Genomic DNA, 13,531 nt, shown 5'->3' on the forward strand with positions numbered 1-13,531 from the left:
TTCCCATGTCTCTTAAAGCCATCGCTGCGGTTTTAGGTCTTTCCGTAACGACCGTCAGCCGCGCCCTCAACGGTTATCAGGATGTCGCTCAGGAGACGCGTAAACGCATCGAAGAGGAAGCGCAGCGGCGTGGCTACCGGCCTAATGCGGCGGCCCGGCGTCTGAAAACCGGCCGTGCTAACGCGGTGGGGTTCGTCTACCCGATCGGTGCCTCTCCCCTGAATGGCAGCGACTTCAGCGACATGCTGCTGGCGCTGGAGCATCACCTTGCCCGTTATGACATTAACCTGCTGTTGCTGGCGGATAAGCAGCAAAGTCAGGCGACGCTGACACGCCTGCTGCGCAGTGGCGCCGTTGATGCCCTGATCGTCGGCCACACTACGCCAGAAGACAGTCGGCTTCATGCTCTGCTCCAGACCAATTTTCGTTTTCTGGCGCTGGGCCGCAGCGATCTGCCATCGACCTATGCGTGGTTTGATGTTGATCACCTTGCCGGTTCACAGCTGGCGGTGGGCTGGTCGCTGGCGCAGGGACGGCAGCGGATAGCCTGGCTTGGCAGCAATGAAAACAGTACGCGGGTGCGTGACCGGCGTCAGGGTTATCTGACGGCGCTGGGGGAGGTTACGCCTTATGCGATGGCGGCGGTGGCGCCGTCGCGTCGCGCCGGCTATCAGCAAACCCGGGAGTGGCTGGCAGAGGGGCCAGTACCGGAAGTGATCATCACCGACTGCGCTGCGCTGGCTGAAGGGGCGGCTCTGGCGCTGCAACTGGCCGGGCGTGCAGCGGGCGAGGGTGCCATTCTGCTGGCGGGCTGGGAAGGATTGCCGCGAGATGCGATTCTCGATCATCCCATTGTCGCCATTCGTCAGGCGACGCCGCATCAGGCCGGTGAACAGGTGGCTGAAATGGTCATCCGGCTGATTGATGGCGCACCGCCGGAGACGTTACAGACTCTGTGGCAACCCTGGCTGCAATTACCGGCGTAGCGCTTTTTGCGCCGGGCTTTGCTTGTGCTAGTCTCTGCCGGGTTTCTTATTACGCAGGATATCTCATGAAAATCAGGCCGCCTCGCGCCACCATCAGCGATGTTGCTCACGCGGCACGAACCGGTAAAACCAGCGTTTCACGCTATCTCAATGGTGAACTGCATCTGCTCTCTGCCGGTCTGAAAGCGCGGATCGAACAGGCTATTGCTGATCTCAGCTATCGCCCGAGTCAGATGGCGCGCGGCCTGAAGCGCGGACGTACCCGCCTGATCGGGCTGATTATCGCCGATATCACCAATCCCTATTCTGTTGATGTCATGAGCGGTATTGAAGCTGCCTGCCGCGAGCAGGGCTTCACGCTGCTGATGTGTAACACCAATAACGAAGTGGATCTGGAGCAGCACTATCTGCAATTGCTGAGCAGCTATCAGGTTGAGGGCATTGTGGTAAACGCAGTCGGGATGCGCGAAGAGGTGCTGAACCATCTGCAACAATCCCTGCTGCCGATGGTGCTGATTGACCGTAAAATCCCCGATTTTCCCTGCGATGTGGTGGGCCTGAATAACGCCGAGGCAGCTGAAACGGCAACGCGGCATCTGGTCGACAATGGCTATGATGCGCTGCTGTTTCTTAGCGAGCCGCTGGGCAGCGTCAACACGCGCCGTGAGCGCCTGCAGGCCTTCCGCCAGCTATTGGCAGAGCATCCGCAGGTTGAGCATGAGAATACGGAAGTGGCGCTGCATCAGCCCGCCGCGCTGGATCAGGCGCTGCTGGCCTTTCATCAGCGTCACACCGGCAAACGTTGCGCAGTGATGGTCGCCAACGGGGCGCTGACCCTGCAGGTAGCGCGATCGCTACAAAGACTCAATCTGCACTGGGGCCGCGATATCGGCCTGCTCGGTTTTGACGAACTGGAGTGGGCGGCGCTGGCCGGTGTCGGTATCACCACGCTGAAACAGCCCACCTGGCAGATTGGCTACAGTGCGCTGGAACGACTGATTACGCGCATCGAAGGCAGCGGATTGCCGGTTGCCGAGCAGGTCTTCTCTGGCGAACTTATCGTTCGCGGCTCCAGCCAGCCTCTTAACTGAATTTCAGATTTAACCTTCCGTTTACGTGCTCGCTTCGTGAGCACGATCATAATTTCACAGTTTGCTGCTTTGCTTTGGAACCGGTTCCATTTAGGGTTTTTGTATTCGTTATGGGCAGAACCCTGCCATGGAGTAGAACATGAAACCTGACATCATCGTGGTGACCGCCGCATATGGCCACGCACAGATCGCCGCTCTCGGCGGTCAGCGTGCGCTGCTGCCGATTATCCAGCAGGCGGGCGCAGACGGGGTCGAAATCCGCCGCGAACTGCTTGATGACGCGGCACTGGCCGATCTGCCGGCACTGGCCCGGGCGGTGGCGCAGCATCAGCTGCACAGCAGCTATTCGGTGCCCGATACGCTGTTTTGTGACGGCGGCGAAATCAATCCCCGTATAACCCACTACGTTGAAGAAGCACGCCAGTTAAACGCTCAGCGGCTGAAAGTGGCGCTGGGAGAGTTCACTGGTGCGCTGCCTCGCGAAGCGTTGCAGGCGCTGCTGGCAGATCTGCCGTTTCAGCTGACGGTGGAAAATGACCAGACTGAGCATGGCCGACTGGCTCCGTCAGTCGCCTTTTTCACGGCGGTCAGGGAAGCGGATCTTCCGATCAGCATGACCTTTGATATGGGTAACTGGTGCTGGACCGGTGAGGATGCCGATCAGGCGGCGCAGCAGCTGGCTGCGCAGGTGGGCTATGTGCATGTCAAAGCCGCCGTGGCGCACCAGGATAGCTACCGCGCGATTGCGCTGGATGAGGCTGATGACCACTGGCGCACACTGCTGCAACAGTTGCCCGCACAGGCACCGCGCGGTATTGAATTTCCGCTGGAAGGCGACGATCTGACTGCGGTGACACGCCACTACGTGTCGCTGCTGCGTAACGTGTAAGGAGTGAAGATGACCACGCATCACACTATGCATCACAACGGTCCGCTTGATGTTGTCACTATCGGTGAAGCGATGGCGATGTTCATCGCCCGTGAAACCGGCGACCTGGCCGCAGCAGAGACCTTTGTTAAACGCGCGGCGGGCGCTGAACTCAATGTGGCGACCGGCCTGGCTCGTCTTGGCCTGAAAGTGGGCTGGGTCAGTCGTATTGGCGATGACGCTTTTGGCCGGTTTATCTGCCAGCAGCTGGAAAAAGAGGGTATCGACCACGCCCGGGTGACGGTCGATAAGCGCTATCCCACCGGTTTTCAGCTCAAGTCCAAAGTCGATGACGGCTCTGATCCACTGGTGGAATATTTTCGTAAAGGCTCGGCGGCCAGCCATCTGTCGGTCGACGATTTTGACGTGGACTATTTTGGTTCGGCGCGACATCTGCACCTGAGCGGTGTGGCGGCGGCGCTGTCAGAGAGTTCGCTGGAGTTGCTGAAGCACACCGCCAAAGAGATGCGTGCGCGCGGTAAAACTATCTCGTTTGACCCTAACCTGCGGCCGGTACTGTGGCGCAGCGAAGAGGAGATGCGTAAGCAGCTCAATCTGCTGGCGGAGTATGCCGACTGGGTACTGCCGGGCGAAAAAGAGGGGCTGATTCTGACCGGCTATCGTCAGCCAGAAGCGATCGCGGATTTCTATCTCGATAAGGGCGTGAAAGCAGTCGTGATTAAAACCGGTTGTGACGGTGCCTGGTATAAAACGGCGCAGGGCGAGCAGGGCCAGGTTGAGGCGATAAAAGTCGACAACGTGGTGGATACCGTAGGCGCCGGAGACGGCTTTGCCGTTGGCGTCATCAGCGCCCTGCTGGAAGGTCAGTCGCTGCCGCAGGCGATTCGTCGCGGCAACAAAATTGGTTCGATGGCGATTCAGGTCATTGGTGACAGCGAAGGTCTGCCGACGCGTCAGCAACTGGGCGACGTGTAGTTCGCGCCCCTCTACAGTCACAGGAGTTCCCGATGAAAAAGCAGACAATCGCGCCAAAACGCTGGTGGTTCATCATGCCCATCGTGTTTATCACCTACAGCCTGGCGTATCTCGATCGTGCAAATTTTAGCTTCGCTTCTGCTGCCGGGATTAATGACGATCTCGGCATCACCAAAGGTATGTCCTCGCTGCTGGGTGCGCTGTTCTTCCTGGGTTACTTCTTTTTCCAGATCCCGGGTGCAATTTACGCCGAACGCCGCAGCGTCAAGAAACTGATCTTCTGGTGCCTGATCCTGTGGGGCGGCTGTGCCTCACTGACCGGCGTGGTCAGCAACATTCCGATGCTGGCGGCCATTCGCTTTATTCTGGGCGTGGTGGAAGCCGCGGTGATGCCCGCGATGCTGATCTACATCAGCAACTGGTTTACCAAGTCGGAACGTTCACGCGCCAATACCTTCCTGATCCTGGGTAATCCGGTCACGGTGTTGTGGATGTCGGTCGTGTCAGGCTATCTGATCGAATCGTTTGGCTGGCGTGAGATGTTTATCTTCGAAGGGATTCCGGCGGTGGTCTGGGCGATCGCCTGGTGGTTCCTGGTGCAGGATAAGCCGGCGCAGGCGCGCTGGATGAGCGATGCCGAGAAAGCGGCATTGCAGGCTGAACTGCAGAAAGAGCAGGAAAATATTAAAGCGGTGCGCAACTACAGCGAAGCGTTCCGCAACCGCAACGTGATCATTCTCTGCCTGCAATATTTTGCCTGGAGCATCGGCGTCTATGGCTTTGTGCTGTGGCTGCCGTCGATTCTGCGTAACGGCACGCAGATGGGTATGGTAGAGGCGGGCTGGCTCTCTGCGGTGCCTTATCTGGCGGCGACCATTGCGATGGTGGTGGTCTCCTGGGCGTCGGATAAAACCCAGAACCGTAAGCTGTTCGTCTGGCCGCTACTGCTGGTGGGCGCGCTGGCGTTCCTGGGCTCTTATCTAGTGGGATCGAACAATTTCTGGATGTCCTACACCCTGTTAGTGATTGCCGGTGCCGCGATGTATGCGCCTTACGGACCGTTCTTCGCCATTATTCCTGAGATGCTGCCACGCAATGTCGCCGGTGGCGCAATGGCGCTGATTAACAGTATGGGTGCGCTGGGGTCGTTTATCGGTTCATGGATTGTCGGCTATCTTAATGGAGCCACCGGCAGCCCGTCCGCGTCCTACATCTTTATGGGATCGGCCCTGCTGGTTTCGGTGTGGCTGACGCTGATTGTGAAACCGGCGCAGAACAAAGCGCCGCCGCTGCAGGGTGCGAAACCCGCCTGAAAGCGTAAACGTTAGCCTCTATTTCTCCGGGCGGCCTGCAAGCCGCCCGCTACTTATTGACCGGGAGCCACCGAATGAAACCCGCTGTAATTCTCTATAAAAAACTGCCCGATGATCTCTATGCTCGCCTGGCTGAACAGTGTGACGTGACGGAAATCAGCGATCTCTCGCCGGAAAGCCAGCAGGAACATGCTGCGGCGTTCCAACAGGCAGAAGGTCTGCTGGGATCGGGCGGTAAAGTGAATGGTGAGCTGCTGGCGAAGATGCCCAATCTGCGCGTCTGCTCCAGCGTCTCTGTAGGCTATGACAATTTTGATGTAGAAGCGCTGAATCAGCGTCACGTGGTGCTGATGCACACGCCCACCGTGCTGACCGAAACCGTGGCGGACACCATGATGGCGCTGGTACTGAGCACCGCGCGTCGGGTGCCGGAACTGGATGCCTGGGTCAAAGCGGGCAACTGGCAGAAGAGCATCGGTCCGGCGCAGTTCGGCATCGACGTGCATCATAAAACGCTGGGTATTCTCGGCATGGGACGTATCGGGATGGCGCTGGCGCAGCGCGCCCACTTTGGCTTCGGTATGAAAATCCTCTACAACGCCCGCCGCGAGCATGAAGAGGCGCAGTCGCGCTTTGGCGCACAGCGCTGTGAACGGGAGGCGCTGCTGAAGCAGAGTGATTTCGTCTGCATCAGTTTGCCGCTGACTGAAGAGACGCACCATCTGATCGGTGCCGCCGAGCTTGAACTGATGAAGCCGGATGCGGTGCTGATCAACGCCGGTCGCGGGCCGGTGGTGGATGAGAATGCGCTGATCGCCGCGTTGCAGGCGGGCAAACTGCATGCCGCCGGGCTGGATGTGTTTGAGCAGGAGCCAGTCTCTGCCGACTCTCCGCTGCTGTCGCTGCCCAATGTGGTGACGCTGCCGCATATCGGTTCTGCCACCCATGAAACCCGCTACGGCATGATGCAGGATGCGGTAGAGAATCTCCTCGCTGCACTCGGCGGAAGCGTCGAGAAAAACTGCGTGAACCCGCAGGCGCTGAAGTAATCCCCTCGCCTTTCCATTGCGCCCGCCCATGGCGGGCGTTATGGTGGACCCCCGATTCGCTATCACAAATATTTAACCGCTATGTCTTTTTCTCAGTTCGGCGACAAATTTACCCAACATTCCGGCATCTCACGTCTGATGGAAGATATGGGCGCGGGCCTGCGAACGCCCGGCACCATCATGCTGGGCGGCGGTAATCCGGCGCAGATCCCGGCCATGAACGACTACTTTCAGCAACTGCTGCAGCAGATGCATGAGGAAGGCAAACTCAGCGAGGCGCTGTGCAATTACGACGGCCCGCGCGGAAAAGCGACGCTGCTGGCGTCGCTGGCCGGACTGCTGAGCGATCAGCTTGGCTGGCCCATCACCGCACAGAACATTGCGCTGACTAACGGCAGCCAGAGCGCCTTCTTCTATCTGTTCAATCTGTTCGCCGGTCGTCGGGCCGATGGCAGCAAAAAGCGGGTGCTGTTCCCGCTGGCGCCTGAGTATCTTGGCTATGCGGATGCCGGCCTGGAAGAGGGGCTGTTTGTGTCGGCGAAGCCGAACATTGAGCTGCTGCCTGAAGGTCAGTTTAAATATCATGTCGATTTTGAGCATCTGCCGATGAATGAAGAGGTCGGGCTGATCTGCGTATCGCGCCCGACCAACCCCACCGGCAACGTGATCACCGATGATGAACTGATGCAGCTCGATGCGCTGGCACAGCAGCATGACGTGCCGCTGCTGATCGACAATGCCTATGGCGTGCCGTTCCCCGGCATCATCTTCAGCGAGGTGCGCCCGCTGTGGAACCCCAACATCATTCTCTGCATGAGTCTGTCGAAGCTCGGCCTGCCGGGTGCGCGTTGCGGCATCATTATCGCTGACGAGAAGACCATCACCGCGCTGAGCAATATGAACGGCATCATCAGTCTGGCGCCCGGCAGTATCGGTCCGGCCATTGCCAATGAGATGATCCGTCGCGGCGATCTGTTGCGGCTCTCCGAAGAGGTGATTAAGCCGTTCTATCAGCAGAAGGTGCAGCAGACCATTGCGATCCTGCGGCGCTATCTGCCGGAAGACCGCTGCCTGATCCACAAGCCGGAAGGGGCGATTTTCCTCTGGCTCTGGTTCCGCGATCTGCCGATCACCACCGAATTGCTTTATCAGCGGCTGAAAGCGCGCGGCGTGCTGATGGTGCCGGGCCACTTCTTCTTCCCGGGACTGGAGCAGGCGTGGCCGCACACCCATCAATGTATGCGGATGAATTACGTGCCGGATGCAGAGAACATTGAGCGGGCGGTGCAGATTCTGGCGGAAGAGGTTGAGAACGCCTGGCGCGACAGCTAATCCTGCGAATCGGTTAACGACAGCTGGCACCACTGTGCCAGCTGCTGAATCGCCTGTTCCACCTCTGCATTCCAGCCAAAACCGGCATTCAGCCGGAAACAGTGATCGTAGCGCTGGTCGGTGGCAAAAATGTGGCCCGGCGCAATGCCGATGCCCGCGTTGCGCGCTTTCAGAAACAGCTCGCGCACGTTCAGCGCCTGTCGGGGCATCTCAACCCAGAGCACATAGCCTCCTTCCGGATCGGACACCCGGGTTCCCGCCGGAAATTCCCGCAGCACCGACTGACGCATTTCACGGATTTGTCGTGCCAGCTCACGCCGCAGCTTACGCAGATGAGCATCATAGCCGCCGCTGCGCAGCAGTTCCGCCACCGCCGCCTGCGACAGCACCGAGGTGCCCATGGTTGAGGTATATTTCAGTGAGGCGATTTTGCGCATGTAGTTGACGCTGTGAACCCAGCCGATACGAATGCCTGGCGCCACGGTTTTAGAGAAGCCGCTGCAGAGAATGGCGTTGGGGCTGAAGGCGCGCATCGGGAAAGGGCGGCGTTCACCAAAGGCAGTATCGCCAAAAATATCATCCTCAATAATCACCACGTCGTTTTCATCCGCCTGCCGCGCAATATAGGCCTTATGCTCGTTGGGAATGCTTTTTCCCAGCGGATTGTTGACGTTGCACAGGGTGAGAAAGACCCGCACCGCCTTGCGCTGAAACAGCCCGGTGAGCTTCGCGACATCGACATATCCTTCCGGCCCGGCTTCCACTTCAATCACCCGTAAATTGAGGTTATGCAGCATCTGCAGCAGCACGAAATAGCAGGGTGATTCCACGGCGACCACATCGCCCGGCTGGGTCGTGGCGCGCAGCGACAGCGAGATCGCCTCAATGCAGCCGTTGGTGATCAGAATATCGTCAGCGCTGATATTGCAGCCGTAACCCACTGCCCGGCGGGCAATCTCTGTTTTCAGCGGCGCATAGCCGGTGCCCTTCACCGTATTCCCGAGCAGGGCCGGTTTGCTGTAGCCCATCTGACGCATCAGCAGGCCGATGCGCTTGACCGGATAGAGTGCGCTGTCACCGTTGGCCAGATCGAGACGCACCCGGCAGTCTGAGCCAAGCATCGCCAGATGGAGTTCTGTCTGCTCATCAAGCGGCGCGATGGCGCGCGGCTGTTCACTGACGGCGGGCAGCTGACGCGAAGAGGGCCGCTGCGGGGCAACAAAAAAGCCCGATTTGGGGCGGGCAACGGCGTAGCGCTCATCTTCCAGCGTGCGCAGTGTCTTCAGGGCGGTGGTAAGGCTGACATTGTACTGCGTCGCCAGCGTGCGCACCGACGGCAGACGGCTGTCAGGTGCCAGCGAACCGGCATGAATGGCCTGCTTGATCTGTTCTGCGATCTGGCGGTAACGACTGCTCTGACTCTCCTGTTCCCCGATAATATCGGCCATCTGTTCCACCCCATATCGCGCTGATCTGTGCATATTCAACAGAGTACATTCAAAGTACTTTAGGCTGCATCTCTTAATTATTCATAACGCTAAACGGCCCGGCGACCCCGTCAGCCCCGGGCTTCAGACCATAAAGTGATTCTGTTCACCTGAGGAAAACGTGAGAAATGAATAATCTGCCCGCCATGATGAAGGAGATGGAAGCGTATCTGTCACCCGCCATCATTGAGTCTGCTCAGCGCTGCTCTCTTCGCCTGCTGGCAGCGTTGCCGGATCAGCAGCAGCTGGAGAATAACCGTGTGCTGCTCGCCTATGGCGGGGGAAAAGACAGCAGCTACATGGTGGCTTACGTGCGTTACATTCAGGGACTGATCTGGCAGCAGCAGGGCAGCACCTTTCATCTGCGGATCAGCACCAATCGCCATGCGGCGATGAATCAGAGCGTAATGGAGAATATCCACCGCGTTTATCAGTCGCTGGCGATGCATGATGATGAGCGGGTGGAGTGTCTGGTGGTGGATGGCCTGCTGATCCGGCCGTTTGACCGCGACCTGCCGATGCCGGACAGCGTGCGGCAGCAGAACCGCAATGACGTGCTGATGAATGGCCACCGGTTTCGCGCCGACGCGCGCTCGACCTTCTGCAACGCCTGTAATCTCAGCATGGTGAACTCCTTTGGCCTGGCGGCAGACTACAACGGTGGCGTGGATCTGATTGTTACCGGCGACTCGCCACAGGAGCAGGCCGCCTATGTCGCCTGGGCGCGGCACCTCTCACGGCTGTTTGATGCGCCGGTGGTGGACAAAAGCAGGGGCTTCAGTGGGTTTCTGCAGACGCTGGATGGCGTGGCAGAGCGCTACTTCAGCGATGTTTATGGCGCCGAGCAGCTGACGCCTGCGCACCGCATCACCCACCAGCTGGCGCGCAATCCACTGTTCTTCAACATCTATCAGGACACCGCCTATGAAGCGGGCGCGCACTGGGCACTGCTCAGCGAATTTATGCGCTTCCGTTTTGATGCGCTGATGTTCAGCTTCTCCGAATCCGACTGCGGTAATCCGACGCTGATGGCACACCTGCGCGGATTGCGGGCAGAAACGCTGCTGCAGCGCCACTATGCCGAAGGGATCCGCGAATATGTGCGCTTTGCGCTGGGACTGATGGTGAAGAAAGATTTTCCGCCCGCGCTAATCGATGAGATGGCGGCACGCTATCAGGATGACGCTGCGATCCAGCGGCAGCGGCAGCGCGCGGCGGACTTCGCCATACAGGCGTTTGACCTCAGTGAAGATCAGCTGATCTGCATGATCTACTCCCCGTTCCTGGCGCAGGGAGAGCAGCTCGGACACTGGCTGATGCAGCAGCAGATTACGCTGGATGAGGCGGCCATCCGCGATCTGCTTGAGCAACGCAGTGAAGATCGCGCGCTGGCACAGCAGTTAACCCGGCTCTCCGGCATGACGCTGACGCAGATGCGGCACTGCTGGCAGAGCAAGCCGGTCAGTTCGCTGCTGGAGGGCAAAAGCGCCGATCCGCTATCGCGCGTGCTGCGTTTTGATCCCCACAAAGCGGTGATTCAGGTCAATAACGGTGTGCTCAATGACATCGTGACAGAAATCATTTCCGGGCGATAACCCGGTAAGGCGAGGCGATGAAAAAGATTTTTCTGCAAATTGGCGCCACCCGCGACGGGCAAAATCCTTACTGCGCGGTGGCGAAGCGCGACGGCTATTTTACCGTGCTGGCTGAAATGGGTGATTTCGTCGATTACCAGTCGTTAAGCCTGGCTCTGCCATTTGATCTGATCATTCGCCTCGATCGACCCGAGAATCCCTGGGAGGTGATGCAGGCCTATCTGCACGCCGGTTTACTGGCGCATCCGCTGGTGGTGCTGGCGGGCTTTGAAGCCTACAACGCCAGCGCCGGACGACTGCGCGAGATGCTGGCCGGGCCGGATGCGCCCGCCGCCTTTATTCCGCTGGATAAATATGCGCAGCGCATGGCGCTAAAAAAAGCCTGGCCGCGCTTCCCGCAGCCGGAGTTCCGCTTTTTCGCCTCGCCGCTCAGCATTCTGGATGCCGGACAGGCGCTGATCTATCCCTGCGTCGTGAAGCCGGTGGATGGCGGCGGCGGCCTGGGTATCTGGCTGATTGAGCATGCCGATCAGCTGCATAGCGTAGTGAAACAGCTGGTGCAGACCATGAACTACGGCGGACGCGGCTTCAGCGGCTTTATTGTGGAAAGCGCGCTGATCGGCGATGAGTTTTCATTACAGGGCGTAGTGCATCAGGGACATCCCCAGGCGCTGACCTGCTGCCAGAAGGTGATTGAGCAGCACCGGGATGCTGAGGGCTGCGTCAGCTTTTATGAGTCGGGGCATGTGGCGATGGCGGCAGCGGCCCTGCCGGTCTCGTTCAGCAGCCTGATGACCTTCTGTTGCGAAACCTTTGGCTATCGTCAGGGTGCATTTCATATCGATTTTATTGTGGTCAACGGCGTGCCGCATTTCCTGGAGATGGGGTTCCGGCTCTCCGGCATGGGCGTGGCGACGCTGGTGCAGGAGGCGACTGGCATCAACTGGGCGGAAGTCACCTTCCGGTTAGAAGCGGGCGGCGCGTTACCTGTCTTTGCCTTCACCACACCCGGTGCGGTCGGCCAGCTGCGGTTGCGGCAACCGGCGCAGCTGCAGGCTGCCGAACGCTGGATCGATCAGCATCAGCAGGGCGCGTTGTTACCGCCACTCAGATTGCCTGCGTTACAGGTTTCGTCACGCTCATCGCTCTATGCCGACCTGACGCGTCACGCGGGCATTCTGGCCACTTTCAGCCTGACGGCCACAGCGCGTGAGCCGATTATGACCACTTTTCAGCAGGTGATTGCCGCGCAGCCGGTGGCGGCCGGGAGAGATAAAGTATGTGCAGGATGATTCTGGCGCATGGCCGGTTCGACAGCGCAGAGATTCTGGAGGCGGCGCGCGCCATGAGCTGCGGTGAAAGCGCCGAACACGATGGCCCGATCAAATCACACCCTAACGGCTGGGGCTGTCTGTGGTTCGAAGAGGGTGAGATTCGTACCCTGCACGGCACCGGCGCGTTCGCAGAAGCGCTGCCCGGTATCGATGTGGATCGGCTGCGCAGCCGGTTTCTGGCGGTGCATGTGCGGCACGCCACGCTGAGTAAAAATCAGGGACTGGCGTTTTCTCATCCGCTGTGGCGCAACAGCGCCGGACATCAGTGGTACATGATGCATAACGGCTTTCTGCCGACGATTTACCGCCAGCTCGGTCTGGCCGAATCGCGCTTCGATTCAGAAGAGTATCTGCGTTATCTGGTGGATCAGACCACGCCTGCCGATTTCACCCGCGACTATCTGCGCGCAAAGATGGCGCAGGTAGAGCCGGGCGGCAGCGCAGGGAATGCCATTTTCGTCACCCGTGACAAAGCCTGGGCGTGGCAGTGGTATCCGCACGACACGCCCTGGCCCGACTATTTTACGATGCATTTTCAGCAACAGGATGGTTGCACGCTGATCGCCTCTGAACCCGTGGCAATACCAGGCAGCGCTGGCAACTGGCGGCGAATGAACAATCATGAACTCTATGAAATACCGTTTAGGGAGTGATAAACATGGCAATTTTCAATCAGTTCCGCGTGATTAATCCCAACATGTTTGTGGAATCGACCTGGCTGGATGACATCGTTACCGCACGGGTGCCGCTGCTGGTGTTGCGTAATTTCCTGACGCCAGAGGTGCGGGAAGCGGTGGTGACCGACCTGCAGAGCTGCCGGGAAAAGATCCGTGTCTCCCACTATCCCAATGGCGCGCTGACCACGCTCGGCCCCTATCTGGCGCGTCATACTGCGGCTCCCGATAACTATTTTACCGAGCTGCGCGATATCCAGCCGGCGTTGCCGCCCTCACTGAATACGCTGCGCGAACAGATTTACCGCTGGGTTCAGCATGCGCTGCGGCTGGAAAGTTTACGCATCGCCCACGAACCGGGTTGTGGAGACTATGCCGGTTCTATCGTGCGCTTTCATGCCAATGGCGTCGCGAACCCGCTGCATAACGACAATATCGTGCGCGACGCCGCAGAGACTTCGCTAGTGGTGACGCAAATCCTGCATCAGCTCAGCTGCGTGGTCTGCCTGCAGGAGTGCAACGCGGGCGGAGCACTGCGTATCTACAACAAAAAGTGGTCGCCAGAGGATGAGCAGTTCAAAACTGCCGGGGAGCTGGGTTATCGCAGTGGGGTGATTGAAAACAGTGAGATCTGCGAATTTTCACCACGCAGTGGCGATATCTATCTGTTTAATCCTGCGTTTTATCATGAGATCGATCGGGTCGAAGGCGATACCCGTATCACCATGGGTTTCTTTTTCGGGCTGACCGATAAAAAAATGAAACACGCTATCGCCTGGAGCTAAGCCGGGCTGTGCCAGAACAGG

Annotated in this window: 12 protein-coding genes; 11 read left to right on the forward strand and 1 reads right to left on the reverse strand. The window is 58.8% G+C overall.

Going from position 1 to position 13,531, the window contains the following annotated elements:
* The first annotated feature begins 5 nt into the window (after positions 1-5).
* The 7 genes from HFD94_RS14880 to HFD94_RS14910 all read left to right on the forward strand — a co-directional run bounded on the left by HFD94_RS14880 (position 6) and on the right by HFD94_RS14910 (position 7,635).
* A complete protein-coding gene (locus HFD94_RS14880; protein ID WP_061703506.1) occupies positions 6-986 on the forward strand; it encodes a LacI family DNA-binding transcriptional regulator in 981 nt (326 codons plus the stop codon).
* Between the two features lie 65 nt (positions 987-1,051).
* Complete coding sequence (locus tag HFD94_RS14885; RefSeq protein ID WP_010258906.1) at positions 1,052-2,077, forward strand: LacI family DNA-binding transcriptional regulator; 1,026 nt, start codon at positions 1,052-1,054, stop codon at positions 2,075-2,077.
* Between the two features lie 139 nt (positions 2,078-2,216).
* Positions 2,217-2,966, forward strand: coding sequence for a hypothetical protein (locus HFD94_RS14890; RefSeq protein WP_010258907.1), 750 nt, complete (start codon positions 2,217-2,219; stop codon positions 2,964-2,966).
* Positions 2,967-2,975: 9 nt separating this feature from the next.
* On the forward strand, positions 2,976-3,941 hold the full coding sequence (locus HFD94_RS14895; RefSeq protein ID WP_167433256.1) for a sugar kinase: 966 nt from the start codon (positions 2,976-2,978) through the stop codon (positions 3,939-3,941).
* Between the two features lie 32 nt (positions 3,942-3,973).
* Positions 3,974-5,254: an MFS transporter gene (locus HFD94_RS14900; RefSeq protein ID WP_010258909.1), complete on the forward strand. Its 1,281-nt coding sequence runs from the start codon at positions 3,974-3,976 to the stop codon at positions 5,252-5,254.
* 74 nt (positions 5,255-5,328) lie between these two features.
* Positions 5,329-6,303 (forward strand): glyoxylate/hydroxypyruvate reductase GhrB, encoded by a 975-nt coding sequence (gene ghrB / locus HFD94_RS14905; protein ID WP_033759344.1) that lies wholly within the window; start codon positions 5,329-5,331, stop codon positions 6,301-6,303.
* A gap of 81 nt (positions 6,304-6,384) precedes the next feature.
* Positions 6,385-7,635 carry a valine--pyruvate transaminase gene (locus HFD94_RS14910; RefSeq protein WP_010671604.1) on the forward strand — a complete coding sequence of 417 codons (1,251 nt, stop codon included), beginning with the start codon at positions 6,385-6,387 and terminating at the stop codon, positions 7,633-7,635.
* Here HFD94_RS14910 and HFD94_RS14915 read toward each other — a convergent pair.
* Positions 7,632-9,083, reverse strand: a complete 1,452-nt coding sequence (locus HFD94_RS14915; protein WP_010671605.1) for a PLP-dependent aminotransferase family protein — start codon at positions 9,081-9,083, stop codon at positions 7,632-7,634. The two genes, HFD94_RS14910 and HFD94_RS14915, sit on opposite strands and share 4 nt — an antisense overlap.
* A gap of 167 nt (positions 9,084-9,250) precedes the next feature.
* On the opposite strand from HFD94_RS14915, the gene HFD94_RS14920 reads away from it, so the two are divergent.
* From HFD94_RS14920 to HFD94_RS14935, 4 genes are read left to right on the forward strand one after another with little or no spacing between them, the layout of a single operon-like run.
* Positions 9,251-10,717 (forward strand): hypothetical protein, encoded by a 1,467-nt coding sequence (locus tag HFD94_RS14920; protein ID WP_010258913.1) that lies wholly within the window; start codon positions 9,251-9,253, stop codon positions 10,715-10,717.
* Between the two features lie 17 nt (positions 10,718-10,734).
* Positions 10,735-12,009 (forward strand): acetyl-CoA carboxylase biotin carboxylase subunit family protein, encoded by a 1,275-nt coding sequence (locus tag HFD94_RS14925; protein ID WP_010671607.1) that lies wholly within the window; start codon positions 10,735-10,737, stop codon positions 12,007-12,009.
* Positions 11,997-12,704: a class II glutamine amidotransferase gene (locus tag HFD94_RS14930; protein WP_062759433.1), complete on the forward strand. Its 708-nt coding sequence runs from the start codon at positions 11,997-11,999 to the stop codon at positions 12,702-12,704. Before HFD94_RS14925 ends, HFD94_RS14930 begins: the two co-directional genes overlap by 13 nt.
* 5 nt (positions 12,705-12,709) lie before the next feature.
* Positions 12,710-13,510: a hypothetical protein gene (locus HFD94_RS14935; protein ID WP_010671609.1), complete on the forward strand. Its 801-nt coding sequence runs from the start codon at positions 12,710-12,712 to the stop codon at positions 13,508-13,510.
* Positions 13,511-13,531: the final 21 nt, after the last annotated feature.

This window comes from Pantoea sp. EKM20T, assembly GCF_011800485.1.
In the GTDB taxonomy this organism is placed as follows: domain Bacteria; phylum Pseudomonadota; class Gammaproteobacteria; order Enterobacterales; family Enterobacteriaceae; genus Pantoea; species Pantoea agglomerans.

Bases quoted from the DNA above. Each gene is read 5' to 3' on its own strand.
- HFD94_RS14880 (WP_061703506.1), top strand. From the start codon at position 6: ATGTCTCTTAAAGCCATCGCTGCGGTTTTAGGTCTTTCCGTAACGACC.
- HFD94_RS14885 (WP_010258906.1), top strand. From the start codon at position 1,052: ATGAAAATCAGGCCGCCTCGCGCCACCATCAGCGATGTTGCTCACGCG.
- HFD94_RS14890 (WP_010258907.1), top strand. From the start codon at position 2,217: ATGAAACCTGACATCATCGTGGTGACCGCCGCATATGGCCACGCACAG.
- HFD94_RS14895 (WP_167433256.1), top strand. From the start codon at position 2,976: ATGACCACGCATCACACTATGCATCACAACGGTCCGCTTGATGTTGTC.
- HFD94_RS14900 (WP_010258909.1), top strand. From the start codon at position 3,974: ATGAAAAAGCAGACAATCGCGCCAAAACGCTGGTGGTTCATCATGCCC.
- ghrB (WP_033759344.1), top strand. From the start codon at position 5,329: ATGAAACCCGCTGTAATTCTCTATAAAAAACTGCCCGATGATCTCTAT.
- HFD94_RS14910 (WP_010671604.1), top strand. From the start codon at position 6,385: ATGTCTTTTTCTCAGTTCGGCGACAAATTTACCCAACATTCCGGCATC.
- HFD94_RS14915 (WP_010671605.1), bottom strand. From the start codon at position 9,083: ATGGCCGATATTATCGGGGAACAGGAGAGTCAGAGCAGTCGTTACCGC.
- HFD94_RS14920 (WP_010258913.1), top strand. From the start codon at position 9,251: ATGAATAATCTGCCCGCCATGATGAAGGAGATGGAAGCGTATCTGTCA.
- HFD94_RS14925 (WP_010671607.1), top strand. From the start codon at position 10,735: ATGAAAAAGATTTTTCTGCAAATTGGCGCCACCCGCGACGGGCAAAAT.
- HFD94_RS14930 (WP_062759433.1), top strand. From the start codon at position 11,997: ATGTGCAGGATGATTCTGGCGCATGGCCGGTTCGACAGCGCAGAGATT.
- HFD94_RS14935 (WP_010671609.1), top strand. From the start codon at position 12,710: ATGGCAATTTTCAATCAGTTCCGCGTGATTAATCCCAACATGTTTGTG.